Origin of the sequence: Thermomonas sp. (genome assembly GCF_041919455.1) — a bacterium.
GTDB lineage: Bacteria > Pseudomonadota > Gammaproteobacteria > Xanthomonadales > Xanthomonadaceae > Thermomonas.
In genome coordinates, this window is record NZ_JAYRTQ010000017.1 from 14,141 (window position 1) to 28,864 (window position 14,724).

Consider the following 14,724-nt stretch of genomic DNA (forward strand, 5'->3'; position numbering starts at 1 on the left):
AACGCGTCAACGCACCGCGGGGCCCGGGGACGCCTGCTCCGCCCGGGTGCCAGCTCCGTTGTCCTTCCGCGCCTGCGCCGCGACGGCGACGTTGAAGAATTGCAGCACTTCGGTGGTCGTTGCCTCGACGAATACACGACCCCGGTGCGTCGCCAGCCATTGCGATCGCTCCAGCGCCGCTTCCGTGTTGCCGGTCGCGCGCTGGGCATTCATCAGCGCCCAATGCACCGCGACCAGCGCGTTTTCCTGACGTGCGAGCGGACCCAGGCGTGCCACGGCAGCCTCCGCATTGCCTGACAGCCTTTCCTGCTCCGCCAACACCACTTCCCGCAACTGCCCCACCGTGGGGTAGTCACGCACGGCACGACTGTCCTCGGTGCCGAGCAGCGCGTCCGCGACCAACCCCCGATCGTTCGTGTATGCGGCGAGCAAGCCTGCGTACAACTGCAACTCCACCGAGGTGGGTGGGTAGACGGCATCGACCTCCCTGGCCAATCGCCTGGAGTCCGCAATCAAGGCACGCAGGTCGTTGCCCACCCCCCGGGCATTACCAATGGCGTCCACGCTTGCAATGGCGGCGCGCGCGCGCAGGGACTCAAGCCGGTCCCCGGCGTCTTCGGTCCGCCGATGCCAGGCGCGCGCCATTTCACTGGCCCGCCGCAGATCGCCGCGGTCGATCCATGTCACCACGCCCTCTTCACCCTGCCACCCCGTCTTCCCGGCTGAGCTTTGCAGATAGATGCGATCCGCATCCTCGTGTTGGCCACGGATGTCGTACACACGGGCGTGGAATTCACTCCACCCGCTGAACCCCCACTCGCGCGACCTGCGGAACGCCGCCAGCGCGTCGGCATCACGCTCCTGCCCCAGCAACATGATGCCGAGGCCGTACTGGATGCTCCCCTGGTTCGCATATGCCGGCTTGATGCCCGCCCGGTACCTGGCTTCGGCGGCACGGAAATCGTTCAACTGATGCCAGATGTTGGTTCCCGATCGCGAGATGACCTCGCTGTCGTCGGGATAAAGCGCCAGGTATTCGTCGACCTTGCGGAAGTACACAGTCGGCCCCGCATGTTGCAACAACATCAGTTCGATGCGCTGCTTCTCCTGCGGGGAGAGCCGCCCGGGTATCGCGAGTGCCTTCCGCCATTCGTCTGCGGCTGCCCCGACCTCACCGAAACCGGCCAACAGCCGCGCGATGTCCGCATGCGCCAGGGCGAACTGCGGATCGAGTTGCAGCGCGCGCCGGTACAGCCCGAGCGCCTGTTCGCGATCGCGCGTCGTGTAGTACACGTTGCGCGCCACCGCAAACGCCTTCAATGCCTCCAGGCTGGGCGTGGCCGCGTTCGGCAGCGGCACCGAGGTCTTCTGCACGTTCTGCATCGCCTCGCCGAGCTGCTCGCGCAACTGGTCGGTGACGTCGTCGATCGAGTCGAGCGCGGAGTCGATGCCCTTGCCGTCCGCGGAGACCGCGTACACGGTGGTCTGGGTGCGCGGGTCCACGACTTCCGCGCTCACCCGCAGCCGCCCACCGACTTCCGCGACGGTCGGCAGCAGCAACGCGCGCGCGCCGTCGCGCAGGGCGATTTCCGAACCGCTGGCGCGATCGACCTTGGCGTCGTCGGGCCGCTGCATGCGCTGCATGGTCTCGCGGACCTTGAGGTCGCTGAGCACGTTGACGTAGCGCGACTGCTCCAGGCTGATGCGGAACGCCTGCTCCAGCGAATCGTCCAGGCGCGGGTCGCCGGTCAGGTTGCGCAGGTCGCCGACCACTACCCAATCGCGCTCGCCGAAGGCGATGGCGGGCTGCGGCCGGGTGATGAACCAACCGCCGACCAGCAGGCCGGCCAGCAGCATGGTTTCCGCGGCCAGCGCCACTGGGCGCCGCCACAACGGCAGGTCGCGCCAGGCCTTCGGCGTGTGCGAAGGCATCCGCAACGGCGCCAGGCCAGGCTCGCCGACTTCGTGGATTTCCTGCGCCTCCGGCACGCCCTTGAAACGCCAGCGGCCGTACGACTTCCACACCAGCAGTTCGCCACGCTCGCCGAGTTCGCGCGCGGCGCGGTGCGCCAGTGGTTCGGCGGTGGCCGACAGCAGGATCTGCCCGGGCCGGGCCAATGCCATCAAGCGCCCAGCCAGCGGCTTGGCAAGGCCTTCGACTTCCAGCGACTTGGCGCCCAATTGCACCGCGTCCAGGCTGTTTTCCCACAGCAGCACTTCGCCCACGTGCAAGCCGGCCCGTGCCTGAAGCGGCTGGTTGTGCTCGCGGCCCAGTTCGCGCAGGCCGCGCACGTAGTCCAGGGCGAATCCGAGGCCGTCGATCGGCCGTTCGAAGATCAGCAGCAGGCCGTCGCTGCGGTCGATCAGGCGACCACGCCAGCGTTGCTGCAGGTCCAGCACGATGCGGTCGTGGGCGCGGAACAGCGCCGCCGCCGCGGTATCGCCGATGCGCTCCACCAGCCCGGTCGAATCGACCAGGTCGGTGAGCAGCAGGGTGCGTACCTGCGGAGTGGACGGGACCTGCGACTCCACCATGCCTAGTCCTGCCACTCCACGCGGTCGCCACCCAGGCGCTTGGCGCGATACAGCGCGGTGTCCGCCTGTGCGTACCAGTGCTCCCAGTCGTGCGCGGCATCGGCGATCACGCAGGCACCGATGCTGAGGGTGGTGATCTGCGGCGGCACGCTCTGCATCTGCCGCAGGGTGCGCGCGCTGGCGGCGATGTAGTTGGCCATCCGCGCCACGTCCTGCGCCTGGCGGCCGGCCACCAGCAGGCAGAATTCGTCGCCGCCGAGGCGGCAGGCGATGTCGTCGGGCCCGGACACCGCGCGCAGCAGGTTGGCCACGCTCTGCAGGACGCGGTCGCCGGCCAGATGGCCGTGGGCGTCGTTGATCGCCTTGAAGCGGTCGCAGTCGATCAGCACCAGGCTCTGCCCGCCCAGCCCCTGGCTGCGCCGGCGCTGGTCGACGTGCAGCGCGAAGCCGCGGCGGTTGGTCAGGCCGGTGAGTTCATCGGTGCGGGTCAGCACCTCGGTCTGGTTCAGGCGGTGCGCGGTGGCGCGCAAGGTATCGAGTGCGGTCTGCAGCTCCAAGTTGCGCCGGCGCAGGCGCGCGATCAGACCCTGCTCGTTGTAGACCACGCGCATGATCGCGCGGCGCAGGAAGTGCGAAAGCAGTTGCGGGTCGCGCTGGGCGAGCACGTCGAATTCATGGCGGCCCAGTTCCAGCAGCACGCCGTCCTCGATCATGGTGGCGTCCGCGCTGCGCGCGTGGTCGCCGATCAGCAGGCCCAGTTCGCCGAAGAATTCGCGCGGGCCGAGCCGCTTGGCCACCAGGTCTTCGCCGAAATCGAGTTCGATCGCGCCGCTGGCGATCACGAACATGCTGGTGCCGAGGTCGCCGCGGCGGAACAGCGGGGTGCCGGCCTCGACCCGGCGGGCACGCCCGACCTGCGCGAAAAGCGCGTATTCGCTGGCGATCAGGGCCGAGGCCGTGGGATCGTCCACGTCCTGTCCGGCTCCTTCATCCTGCACCTGCGCCGACACGCTTTCCGCCACCCACGTCCCCCGACACGCTGGAGCCCACGAGGATACACCGGGCCTCCATCGGACGAACGCAGGCCGGCACTGCGGCCGGCCTGTCCTGGCACGTAAAAATCGCACACCGCGGACGCGAACCCGCGCATACCCGCCGGCGCGCAGGCCGGCGGGACGCGCACGATGTCAGGCGGCTTTGCTCTCGCCGTGGAACTGCTCTTCCTCGGTGCTGCCCTTGAGCGCAACCGTCGAGCTCTTGCCGCCCTGGATGGTCTGGGTGATCGCATCGAAGTAGCCGGTGCCGACCTCGCGCTGGTGCTTGACCGCGGTGAAGCCGCGATCGGCGGCGGCGAATTCCTTTTCCTGCAACTCGACGAAGGCACTCATCTGCCGGCGCGCGTAGCCGTGGGCCAGGTCGAACATGCCGTAGTTCAGCGCGTGGAAGCCGGCCAGGGTGATGAACTGGAACTTGTAGCCGTAGCTGGCGATTTCCTTCTGGAACTTCGCGATAGTGGCGTCGTCCAGGTTCTTCTTCCAGTTGAAGCTGGGCGAGCAGTTGTAGGCCAGCAGCTTGCCGGGGAATTTCGCGTGGATCGCCTCGGCGAACTTGCGGGCGAATTCCAGGTCCGGCTTGCCTGTCTCGCACCACACCAGGTCGGCGTAAGGCGCGTAGGCCAGGCCGCGGCTGATCGCCTGGTCCAGGCCGTTGTCGGTCTTGTAGAAGCCTTCGACGGTGCGTTCGCCGGTGCAGAACGGCTTGTCGTTGTCGTCGACGTCGGAGGTCAGCAGGTCGGCGGCCTCGGCATCGGTGCGGGCCACGATCAGGGTGGGCACGCCCATCACGTCGGCGGCCAGGCGCGCGGCGGTCAGCTTCTCGACGGCCTCGCGGGTGGGCACCAGCACCTTGCCGCCCATGTGGCCGCACTTCTTCACCGAGGCCAGCTGGTCCTCGAAGTGCACGCCGGCGGCGCCGGCCTCGATCATCGCCTTCATCAGCTCATAGGCGTTCAGCACGCCGCCGAAACCGGCTTCGGCATCGGCCACGATCGGCTGCAGGAAGTCGATCGAGTGATCACCCTCGGCATGGTGCAACTGGTCGGCGCGCAGCAGGGTGTTGTTGATCCGCTTGACCACCTGCGGCACCGAGTTGGCCGGGTACAACGACTGGTCGGGATACATCTCGCCGGCCAGGTTGGCGTCGGCGGCGACCTGCCAGCCACTCAGGTAGATCGCCTTCAGACCGGCCTTGACCTGCTGCATCGCCTGGTTGCCGGTCATCGCGCCCAGCGCGTTGACGAAGTCCTCGGTGTGCAGCGACTTCCACAGCTTCTCCGCGCCGAGGCGGGCGATGGAATGCTCGACGTGGACGGTGCCGCGCAGGCGCACCACGTCCTCGGCCGAGTAGGCGCGGGTGATGCCGGCCCAGCGCGGATTGTTGGCCCAGTCCAGCTTCAGTTGTTCGGCGGTCGGCAGGTGGTTCTTCATGGCGATTCCTCGGTGGGGTGCAGCAAAAGTGGGGTGGCGATGCAGTTCGATGGATGCGATGTCAGTCGATGCGTTCGTAGGCGGGAAGCGTGAGGAAGTCGGCAAGTTCATCGGCATGGGTGAGCCGGTCGAGCATCCCGATCGCCTCGTTGATGCGGCTGGCGCCGGGCATCCGCAGCTGGTCGTTGAACTTGCCGGGCAGGCCGATGAAGGCGCGTTCCAGCAGGGCGAAGTCGACCGGGGTGCCGTCGTCCAGGTGCAGCGGTTCGTGGCCGTCGTCGGCGAAGTGCAGCCATTGCCACAACTGGGTACGGGCGATCTCGGCGGTCGCCGCGTCTTCCATCAGCCAGTGGATCGGCACGCAGCCGTTGCCGTCGAGCCATGCGGCGAGATAGCGCACGCAGACCTCGACATTGCCCTCGAAGCCGGCGCGGCTGATCGTGCCCAGCGACGGGCGCAACAAATCGTCGCGCTCCGCATGCACGTCATCGCGGGCGATGTGGACCTGGTTGGCTTCCGGCATGTGCGCGTCGAACACCTCGCGGGCCAGCGGGATCAACGCCGGGTGCGCGACCCAGGTGCCGTCGTGGCCGGCGGTGACCTCGCGCAGCTTGTCGGCGCGCACGCGGGCCAGCGCGGCACCGTTGGCGTCGTCATCGCCGCTGATCGGGATCTGCGCGGCCATGCCGCCCATCGCGTGCGCGCCACGGCGATGGCAGGTCTTCACCAGCAACTCGGAGTAGGCGCGCAGGAACGGTTGCACCATCGTCACCTGGCCGCGCTCCGGCAGCACGCGGTCGCGGTGCCGGCGCAGGGTCTTGATGTAGGAAAAGATGTAGTCCCAGCGGCCGCAGTTGAGGCCGACGATGCGGTCCTTCAGCGCATGCAGGATCTCGTCCATCTCGAACGCCGCCGGCAGCGTCTCGATCAGCACGGTGACCTTCAACTGGCCATGCGGCAGGCCGAGCGTGGTTTCGATGTCGCCCAGCACCGCATTCCACAGCGCCGCCTCTTCCATCGACTGCAGCTTGGGGATGTAGAAGTAGGGACCGCGATCCTTGGCCGCCAGCGCCGCGGCGTTGTGGAAGCAGAACAGGCCGAGGTCGAACAGCGACGCCGACAGCCGCTGGCCGTCGACCAGCAGGTGCTTCTCGTCCAGGTGCCAGCCGCGCGGGCGCACGATCAGGACGGCCTGCTCGGCCTCGGGTCGGAGCGCGTAGGCCTTGCCGTTGTCACCGGTGAATTCCAGGGTGCCTTTGATCGCCTCGCGCAGCGCCTCCTGGCCGGCCAGCAGGTTGGCCCAGGTCGGTGCCGTGCTGTCCTCGAAGTCGGCCATGTAGCAGTTGGCACCGGAGTTCAGTGCGTTGATCACCATCTTCGGGTCGACCGGCCCGGTGATCTCGACGCGACGGTCCTGCAGCGCGGCCGGGATCGGGGCAACGCGCCAGTCGCCGTTGCGGATCGGGGTGGTATCGGGTCGGAAATCCGGCAGCGCGCCGGCATCGAAGGCGGCCTGGCGGGTGCGGCGGGCGGCCAGGCGGGCCTGGCGCTCGCCTTCGAAGCGGACATGCAGACCGGCCAGAAAGATTTTCGCAGCAGGGGTGAGCAGCGCCTCCTGGCCCGGCAGGCTGCAGGTCAGATCCACGGTGCCCGGCTCGGGGCGGTCTTGCAGCACGGCGGACATCGACAACTCCAGCGTTCGATCAGTGGGGAATCGAACCATCCGCCTGCGTCTGGTATTTGACAAACCAGATTTGTCAATGATTAGTATTAGTAAATCAAATAAGTGATTCAAAACGATGGTGGACAGCCGATCCGGCAATCTCCGCTTCGCCTACAAGGGCTCGCGACTCAAGCCGCTGCGGGCGTTTTGCCAGGTCGCGCGACTGGGATCGGTGAGCCGCGCCGCGGAAGCGCTGTACCTGAGCCAGCCGGCGGTCACCCTGCAGCTGCAGGCGCTGGAGCGCGAACTGGGCGTGCGCCTGCTGGAACGCAGCGGACGCCGGCTGACCCCGACCCGCGAGGGCGAACTGCTCTACGAACTGGCCAAGCCACTGGTGGAAGGACTGGACGGGCTGGCGGCTACCTTCCGCGAGCAGGTGCGCGGCCTGGACGCCGGCGAGCTCAACGTGGCCGCCGGCAGCTCGACCATCCTGTACCTGCTGCCCGGGATCGTGGATGCCTTCCGGCAAGGCCATGCGGACGTGCGCCTGAGCCTGCACAACGTCACCGGTGCCGGCGGCCTCGACCTGCTGCGCAACGATGCGGTGGACCTGGCTGTCGGATCGATGCTGGACGTCCCCGCAGACCTCACCTACGCGCCGGTCTACAGCTTCGAGCCGATGCTGATCATGCCGCCCGACCACCCGCTGGCGTCCAAGCGCGACCTGACCCTGCAGGACCTGTCGCCGTACGGCCTGATCCTTCCGCCGAAGCGCCTGACCACCTATCGGCTGGTCGACCTGGTGTTCCAGCAGAACCGTGTCCCCTACACGGTGGCGCTGGAAGTCGGTGGCTGGGAGGTGATCAAGCAATACGTGGCGATGGGGCTGGGCATCAGCATCGTCACCGCGATCTGCCTGACCGAGGCCGACCGCCAGCGCCTGGCCGCGCGTTCGCTGGCGCGCTGGTTCCCCTCGCGCAGTTACGGCATCGTGATGCGCAAGGGCAAGTTCCTGTCGGCGCAGGCGCGCGCCTTCGTCGAACTGATCAAGCCGGAACTGCTGTCCCCGCGCGAACAGGATCGCGGCGGGCATTCGGAACGGTAGGGGCAATCCCGTTTCCGTAGGGCAGGCCCCCGTGCCTGCCCGCACCGCGCGTCGCGTAGGGGCAAGCCCCCGTGGTTGCCATGCGTTTGTCAGGAGAGCGGGCAGGCACGGGGGCCTGCCCCTACGGCGGGTGGGAATGGGTTGGATCAGCGCGGCGTCGCCATCGCATCCGTCTTGTAGATCGCCACGTGCGGCACGCCGTCGCTGCCGATCCAGCCGCGGTACATGCCGCCGGTGTTGAACGGGAACGCCACGCTGCCGTCGGCACCGAGCGCGATTGCGCCGCCGTCGCCGCCGGCCTTGGGGATGTCGCGGTTGATCACGCGGTCGGCGGCGCGGGCGATCGGGTCGCCGGCCAGGCGCACGCGCGCGCAGATCTCGTGGGCGGCGGCGGCGCGGATGTAGTACTCGCCCCAGCCGGTGCCGGACACCGCGCAGCGGTCGTCGGCCCAAGTGCCGGCGCCGATGATCGGCGAGTCGCCGACGCGGCCATAGCGCTTGTTGGTCATGCCGCCGGTCGAGGTGCCGCCGGCCAGGCGTCCCTGCGCATCCAGCGCCAACGCGCCGACGGTGCCGAAGTAGGCCTTGCCAGGCAGTTCCAGCGACGTGTTCGACGCCTGCGCCTTCTTCTCCTCGGCGAGCGCCTTCTGCAGCTGCTGCCAACGCTTCTCGACGCGGAAATACGCCGGATCCACCAACGCCACGCCCTGCTCCTTCGCGAAGGCCTCGGCGCCGTCGCCGACCATCATCACGTGCTTCGATTTCTCCATGATCGCGCGCGCCAGCAGGATCGGATTCTTCACCCGATGCAGGCCTGCCGCCGCGCCAGCCTTGCCGCTGGCACCGTCCATCAGCGAGGTGTCCAGCTCGTTGCGGCCATCGTGGGTGAACACCGCACCGCGCCCGGCGTTGAACTGCGGCGCGTCCTCCAGGACGGTGATCGCGGCGGTCACCGCCTCTACCGACGACGCACCGGCCTGCAGCTTCGCGTAGCCGGCCTTGAGCGCGTCACGCAATGCGGCGCGCGCGGCCTCCTCTTCCACCGGGGTGAGATCGCCCGGCTCCACGCCGGCACCGCCGTGGATGACAAGCAAAGGCGCATCGAGCGCGACAAGCACGCCGTTGCGAGCGGCGTAATGGCGCTGCGCCAGCGACTTCTCGACGCGGCCATCCGGCAGGTGCAGCACCGAGTCCACGCCGGCGACCACGGTGTCGACGCGGTCGAGCGTCATCGCGGTGTCTTCTGCCTGCTTCTGCACGAAGCCGCCCCTGACCACGATCGCGCCGGCACCCGGCGCAGTGGCGTACACGCGCGAACGGCCATCGGCTTCGACCGCGACCGCGGCATCCTCGTCCACGCCCAGCCCGATCAGCGGCTTGCCGGCGATGTGCTCGCCCTTGGCGACGAAGGCGATCAGCCGGCCCAGGCGGCCGCGTTCGCTGAAGTGGGTGTCGGTGATCACGCCCTTGAGCTGGGCGATGTGCAGGAAGTCGGTTTCGATGGTGTTGCCGTCGCCGAGCGGGTCGGCCAGCGCGTCCGGGCTGACCTGGCTGCCGCCGTCCATCGCGCCGTACAAATATTCGCCCTGCATCGCCAGGCCGGCGCTGGTGCCGCCGAGCGGCTTGCCGGCGCGCACGTGTGCGTCAAGCGCCTCGGCGACCGGGGTGCCGCGCCAGTAGCGCACGTAGCGCGACTGGTCGCCGCCGGCCAGGAAGATGCCGTCCGCGCGCTTCAGCGCGGCGAGGATCTTCGGATCGGTGGACGCCTCGCGATCCTTGAACACGAAGGTCTCGACCGACTTGATCCCACCGACCTCGTTGAAGAATTCCTCGCCGATCTCGCCGCCCTGCGACGCGCGCAGGACCACGATGTGGCCGTTGCCGGCCTGCTTCATGAACCAGCGCATCGCATCGAAGTTGCGGTCGCCGCCGCCCATCAGCAGCAGGCCGGGCTGGACCTTGCCGGGCGTCTTCGCCGCGACGTCGCCGATCACGTAATGGCCCACATCCGCAGCCATCGCGCCACCGGCCAACAGCAAGCCAAGTGCCGCTGCAAGGAGTTTCGAAACGCCGGCACGTCGCATCATCGGGTGTCCTCATTCGCCGTCATCGGCAGCCACGTTGGAAGACGAACGGCGGCACGGTTTCCCCCGTTCTCGGCTATGGTGCCGCGATGCAGGCCGAGCTCGACCGCTGGTTCATCGACGAGATCCTCGTCCACGAGGACGCGCTCGTGCGCTACCTGCAGCGCTGCTGGTCGCGCCGCGACGAGATCCACGACCTGCGCCAGGAAGTCTACGCGCGGGTCTACGAGGCCGCGGCCAAGTCGCTGCCGACCCAGCCCAAGTCGTTCCTGTTCGCCAGTGCGCGGCATCTCATGACCGACCGCCTGCGCCGCAGCCGGGTGGTCTCGATCGAGCCGATGGGTGATTTCGAGCCTTCGCACGTCTTGGTGGATGACGTGTCGCCGGAGCGCTGGTGCGGCGGCAGGCAGGGATTGCTGCGGCTTGCCGAGGCCTTCGACCGCCTGCCCGACCGCTGCCGCGAGGTGGTCTGGCTGCGCCGCGTCGAGGACCTGTCGCAAAAGGAAGTGGCCATGCGCCTGGGGATCAGCGAGAAAACCGTGGAAAAGCACATCGCCAAGGGCATGCGCCTGCTCGCCGACCACCTGCACGGCAGCGATGGCGTGCATGAAGCAAAGGCCGCCGCTGCGGACCGCCGTGATGGACAGCAGCGCGCCGATTGACCATCCGCCCGGCGACAGCCGGAGCATCGAGCAATGCGCAGCCGAGTGGCTGGCGCGTCGCGAGTTCAATGCGTGGACGAACGAGGACGAAGCCGCGCTGCAGGCCTGGCTCGGCGCGGACACCGGGCATCGGGTCGCGTTCCTGCGCCTGCAGGCGGCATGGTCGGAAAGCGACCGGCTGCAGGCGCTGGCCGCGGGCTGGCGGCAATCGGGGCCGCCACCGCGCGGCTACTGGACCACGCCCGCGGGCGAACGCATCGAACTGGCACCGCGTGCCGCCACCCGCCGCACGCGGCTGCCGCATGTCGCCGCCGCCGCGGTGCTGTTGATCACCTGCACGCTGGCCACTGGCCTGGGTTGGCGCGCCTACAACCGCGTCGACAGCGCACACCTGCAGACCGCATTGGGCGCGACCGGGACCTTGCCGCTGGCCGACGGCTCGCAGGCGATCCTGGCCAGCGACAGCCGCATCGACGTGCGCCTCTCGCGCAAGCAACGCCACATCGCGCTGGAACAGGGCGAGGCCTTCTTCAGCGTGGCCAAGGACCCGAACCGCCCGTTCGTGGTCGCCGCCGGCGGGCATGACGTGGTCGCAGTGGGCACCCGCTTCTCGGTACGCCGCGACGGCCCCGACCTGCGCGTGGTGGTGACCGAAGGCACGGTGCGCCTGGAATCCCGGGCCACCGGTTCTGCTGCACGACCGGCCTCGCTGCTGCCGGCCGGCAGCATCGCGATCGTCCACGGCGAGGACGTGCTGCTGCGCAGCGTGGCGCTGGAGGATGCCGAGCGCCTGCTCGACTGGCGCCAGGGCCTGCTGGCCTTCCGCGACACCACCCTGGCCGAGGCCGCCGCCGAGTTCAATCGCTACAACGCGCGCAAGCTGGTGATCGGCGATGCCGAGGCCGGCGCCTTGCGGATCGGCGGCAGCTTCCGCGCCGACAACGCCACCGCCTTCGTCCGCCTGCTCGAACAGGGCTTCCCGGTGCACGCCGAGCACACCGGCGACCGCATCGTCCTGCGCAGCCGCTGAAGACATTGCATTCAAGTCGGCAGGGGGATTTCGCCGGCTCGTTCGTCCTGATCACTGGAAGCGCCGAATACAAGGCGCATGGGGAACTGTCTTGAAACCAACACGTCCGTTGCGCGCCCTGTTGCTGTCCCTGGCCTGTTCCGCCGCGCTTGCCGCGCAGGCGCAGACCGCCCCCCGCATCGACATCCCCGCCGGCGACCTCGCCGTAGCGCTGGATGCCTACGCGCGCCAGTCCGGCACCCAGCTGGTCTACCGCGCCGACCAGCTGAAAGGCGCGCGCAGTGCCGGCGTGCAGGGCCAAACGGCTTCGCCGCAGGCGCTGGACGCCCTGCTCAAGGGCAGCGGCTATCGCGCCCAGCGTGATGCCTCCGGCGCCGTCGTCATCGTGCCGCAGGCGGCCCCGAAGCCGGCACCGGCCGCGCCTCCCCCACCGCGCGCCGCGCAAGCCACTCCCGCGCAGTCGGTGCCCGCGGACGCGCCGGTCACCGACCTGCAGACCATACAGGTCACCGGCTCGCGCATTCCGCGCGCGCAGGTGGAAGGCCCGGCGCCGATCACCACGATCACCTCCGAGGACATCCGCGCCAGCGGATTCACCAGCGTGCCCGAGGTGATGCAGTCGCTGACACAGAACGGTGGCGAAACCCAGAGCCAGCAATCCGCAGGCGGGGCCGATTTCTCGCCGGGCGCGCAACAGGTCGACCTGCGCGGCCTGGGCCCCAACCACACCCTGGTGCTGGTCAATGGCCGCCGCATCGCCGACTTCCCGATGCCGTTTGGCGGACGCAGCAATTTCACCGACATTTCCAGCATCCCGCTCGGCATGATCGACCGCATCGAAGTGCTGACCGGCAGCGCCTCGGCGATCTATGGCTCCGACGCGATCTCCGGGGTGGTCAATTTCATCCTGAAAAAGGAAGCGGACGGCACCACGCTCGACTACCGCTACGGCTGGAACGACCATGGAGGCGGTGAATCGCACGTGCTCAATGTGTCCAGCGGGTTTTCACGCGGGGCGTTCAACCTGGTGGCCGGCTTGGAATACCGCAACCAGAAGCCGCTCTGGGGCTTCCAGCGCGACCAGCAGGACTCCAGCTTCGATGCACCCAACCCGACCCGCTACGGCTATCCCGCGCGCAACTTCCTGATCACCGACTGGTGGGACGACTACATCGATCCGGGCGAGGCCACCTGCGAAGGCCTGTCCGGCCTCAATGAAGGCACGATGCAGTACGCCTACCGCCGCAACTACGGCAACTATTGCGGCAGCGATCGCGCGGTGGCGTACCGCACCATGATCAGCGAACGCAAGGGCATGAACACCTACGCCTCGCTGAGCTACATGTTCGGCAATGGCGGCGAGTGGTTCGCCGATGTGCAGGCCGGTCGCCACGAGGTCTCGTTGTTCCGCGCGCCTCGCAGCTGGTCGCTGATGATGCCGGACGGCAACGAAGAGGGTTATTTCTACAACCAGGCCACCGAACAAGTCGAGTACTGGCAACGCCAGTTCACCGTCGAGGAAATGGGCGGCCTGCAGAACGGCATGGTCAACACCGTGCAGAAGACCTTCTCGCTCACCACCGGCTTCAAGGGCGTGTTCGGCGAGGACTGGGACTACGAGGTCGCCTTCAGCCATTCGCAGTACAAGGCCGAGATCAGCTGGCCGCAGATCGTCGCCGCCAAGGCCAATGCGCTGTTCCTGGGCCCGCAGCTTGGCGTGGACGAGGACGGTTTCCCGATCTTCAATGCACCGTACTCGCGCATGTACACGCCGCTGACCCGCGCCGAGTACGACAGCATCTTCGCCTACACCACGTACCACCCGCAGTCGGCCAGCCAGACCCTGTCCTTCACGCTGACCCAGGGCGACCTGTTCCAGTTGCCCGGCGGCGCGGCCGGGTTCGCGGCAACTGCGGAAGTCGGCCACCAGGACTACGACCTGAAGCCGGATCCGCTGGCGACGCAGTACTACTACTACAGCTGGAAGGATTCCGATGGCAAGGGCGGACGCGACCGCTGGGCACTGGCCAGCGAACTGCGCATGCCGGTGCTGGACTCGCTGAACTTCAGCCTGGCCGGTCGCTACGACCAGTACCGCTTCGCCGGCCGTACGGTCGGCAAGCCGACCTGGAGCGCGGGCGTGGAATGGCGACCAATCGAAAGCCTGCTGGTGCGCGGCTCCTACGGCACCGCGTTCCGTGCGCCGGACCTGCATTACGTCTACTCCGGCCCCGGCAACGACGAAACCTCTGTGCCCGATTACTACCGCTGCGCGATGGAGGAGCCGGACGAGGATCTCGACGACTGCAGCTACAGCGACGAAGGCATCATCCGCAGCCGCGCCGGCAACCGCGAACTCAACCCCGAGACCAGCGATTCGTGGACCGCAGGCCTGGTGTGGTCGCCTTCCAGCAAGATCGACGTCTCGCTGGACTACTTCTCCATCGACATGCGCAACCAGGTGCAGGACCTGCGCGCGAGCGAGGTCATGCGCAACGAGTTCGAATGCCGGACCGGCGTACAGCCGATCTCCTCGCCACTGTGCGTGGACACGCTGGCGCGCATCACCCGCCTGCAGGACGGCGGTATCTACGGCGTGCACGTCAACCCGATCAACATCGCCCGCGAACGCACCAGCGGGGTCGACCTGAGCGCCAACTACCGCCTGGAAACCGGCATCGGCACCTTCCGCCTCAGCGGCAACCACACCTGGGTGCGCATGCATGACATCCAGGTCTACCCGGACGAGCCCGTGGTCGACATGTTCGCCGTGAACAGCGGCTACGACATCCCGCGGGTCAAGTCGACGGCGCGCGTGTCGTGGGAACGGAACGCATGGTCGGCGTCGCTGCAGGGGCGCCGCCTCGGCCGCCTGCCGAATGGCTGGTCCTACGATGAAGTGTGGGAAGAGGGCGATCCGGGTCCGACCATCCCCGCCACCTACCGCTACAACGCGAACATGCAATACAAGTTCACCGACCACGCACAGCTGTCGCTGACCGTGAACAACCTGATGGACAAGAAGCCGCCTGCAGACCCGACCTACACCAGCTATCCGTACTACGACATCTCGTGGTTCGACACCCAGGGCCGCAGTTTCTTCCTGGAGTTCACCTGGAAGTTTGGCGGCAAGGCGTTGTAATCCCACCCCGCGTGATG

9 protein-coding genes and 1 pseudogene are annotated in these 14,724 nt (G+C 68.0%); 4 read left to right on the forward strand and 6 right to left on the reverse strand.

From position 1 onward, the window contains the following. Positions 1-6: 6 nt before the first annotated feature. The 4 genes from ACE3T8_RS11665 to aceB form a co-directional block, all read right to left on the reverse strand. Positions 7-2,535: a putative peptide modification system cyclase gene (locus ACE3T8_RS11665; protein ID WP_374609366.1), complete on the reverse strand. Its 2,529-nt coding sequence runs from the start codon at positions 2,533-2,535 to the stop codon at positions 7-9. Positions 2,536-2,537: 2 nt separating this feature from the next. Beyond that, positions 2,538-3,506: a diguanylate cyclase domain-containing protein gene (locus tag ACE3T8_RS11670; RefSeq protein ID WP_374609367.1), complete on the reverse strand. Its 969-nt coding sequence runs from the start codon at positions 3,504-3,506 to the stop codon at positions 2,538-2,540. 216 nt (positions 3,507-3,722) lie between these two features. Continuing rightward, positions 3,723-5,021, reverse strand: a complete 1,299-nt coding sequence (aceA, locus tag ACE3T8_RS11675) for an isocitrate lyase (RefSeq protein WP_374609368.1) — start codon at positions 5,019-5,021, stop codon at positions 3,723-3,725. Between the two features lie 61 nt (positions 5,022-5,082). After that, positions 5,083-6,705 (reverse strand): malate synthase A, encoded by a 1,623-nt coding sequence (gene aceB, locus ACE3T8_RS11680; protein ID WP_374609369.1) that lies wholly within the window; start codon positions 6,703-6,705, stop codon positions 5,083-5,085. A gap of 115 nt (positions 6,706-6,820) precedes the next feature. On the opposite strand from aceB, the gene ACE3T8_RS11685 reads away from it, so the two are divergent. Next, positions 6,821-7,789, forward strand: coding sequence for a LysR family transcriptional regulator (locus ACE3T8_RS11685; RefSeq protein ID WP_374609370.1), 969 nt, complete (start codon positions 6,821-6,823; stop codon positions 7,787-7,789). Positions 7,790-7,935: 146 nt separating this feature from the next. Here the strand turns inward: ACE3T8_RS11685 and ACE3T8_RS11690 are convergent, their stop codons facing one another. After that, complete coding sequence (locus tag ACE3T8_RS11690) at positions 7,936-8,940, reverse strand: isoaspartyl peptidase/L-asparaginase family protein (protein WP_374609412.1); 1,005 nt, start codon at positions 8,938-8,940, stop codon at positions 7,936-7,938. A 435-nt stretch (positions 8,941-9,375) separates the two neighbouring features. Further along, a pseudogene (locus ACE3T8_RS11695) lies at positions 9,376-9,876 on the reverse strand (cyanophycinase); the annotation flags it as partial. Between the two features lie 86 nt (positions 9,877-9,962). On the opposite strand from ACE3T8_RS11695, the gene ACE3T8_RS11700 reads away from it, so the two are divergent. The 3 genes from ACE3T8_RS11700 to ACE3T8_RS11710 all read left to right on the forward strand — a co-directional run bounded on the left by ACE3T8_RS11700 (position 9,963) and on the right by ACE3T8_RS11710 (position 14,707). Further along, positions 9,963-10,535 (forward strand): RNA polymerase sigma factor, encoded by a 573-nt coding sequence (locus ACE3T8_RS11700; RefSeq protein WP_374609371.1) that lies wholly within the window; start codon positions 9,963-9,965, stop codon positions 10,533-10,535. After that, positions 10,480-11,565 carry a FecR domain-containing protein gene (locus ACE3T8_RS11705; protein ID WP_374609372.1) on the forward strand — a complete coding sequence of 362 codons (1,086 nt, stop codon included), beginning with the start codon at positions 10,480-10,482 and terminating at the stop codon, positions 11,563-11,565. The genes ACE3T8_RS11700 and ACE3T8_RS11705 overlap by 56 nt, the downstream gene beginning before the upstream one ends. A 91-nt stretch (positions 11,566-11,656) precedes the next feature. Continuing rightward, the gene (locus ACE3T8_RS11710) at positions 11,657-14,707 is read left to right on the forward strand and encodes a TonB-dependent receptor domain-containing protein (RefSeq protein ID WP_374609373.1); all 3,051 of its coding nucleotides are present in this window, start codon (positions 11,657-11,659) and stop codon (positions 14,705-14,707) included. Positions 14,708-14,724 lie beyond the last annotated feature (17 nt).

What these genes read in the sequence shown, in the direction of transcription:
- ACE3T8_RS11665 (WP_374609366.1), bottom strand. Translation starts at nt 2,535, where the DNA reads ATGGTGGAGTCGCAGGTCCCGTCCACTCCGCAGGTACGCACCCTGCTG.
- aceA (WP_374609368.1), bottom strand. Translation starts at nt 5,021, where the DNA reads ATGAAGAACCACCTGCCGACCGCCGAACAACTGAAGCTGGACTGGGCC.
- ACE3T8_RS11700 (WP_374609371.1), top strand. Translation starts at nt 9,963, where the DNA reads ATGCAGGCCGAGCTCGACCGCTGGTTCATCGACGAGATCCTCGTCCAC.
- aceB (WP_374609369.1), bottom strand. Translation starts at nt 6,705, where the DNA reads ATGTCCGCCGTGCTGCAAGACCGCCCCGAGCCGGGCACCGTGGATCTG.
- ACE3T8_RS11705 (WP_374609372.1), top strand. Translation starts at nt 10,480, where the DNA reads ATGAAGCAAAGGCCGCCGCTGCGGACCGCCGTGATGGACAGCAGCGCG.
- ACE3T8_RS11685 (WP_374609370.1), top strand. Translation starts at nt 6,821, where the DNA reads ATGGTGGACAGCCGATCCGGCAATCTCCGCTTCGCCTACAAGGGCTCG.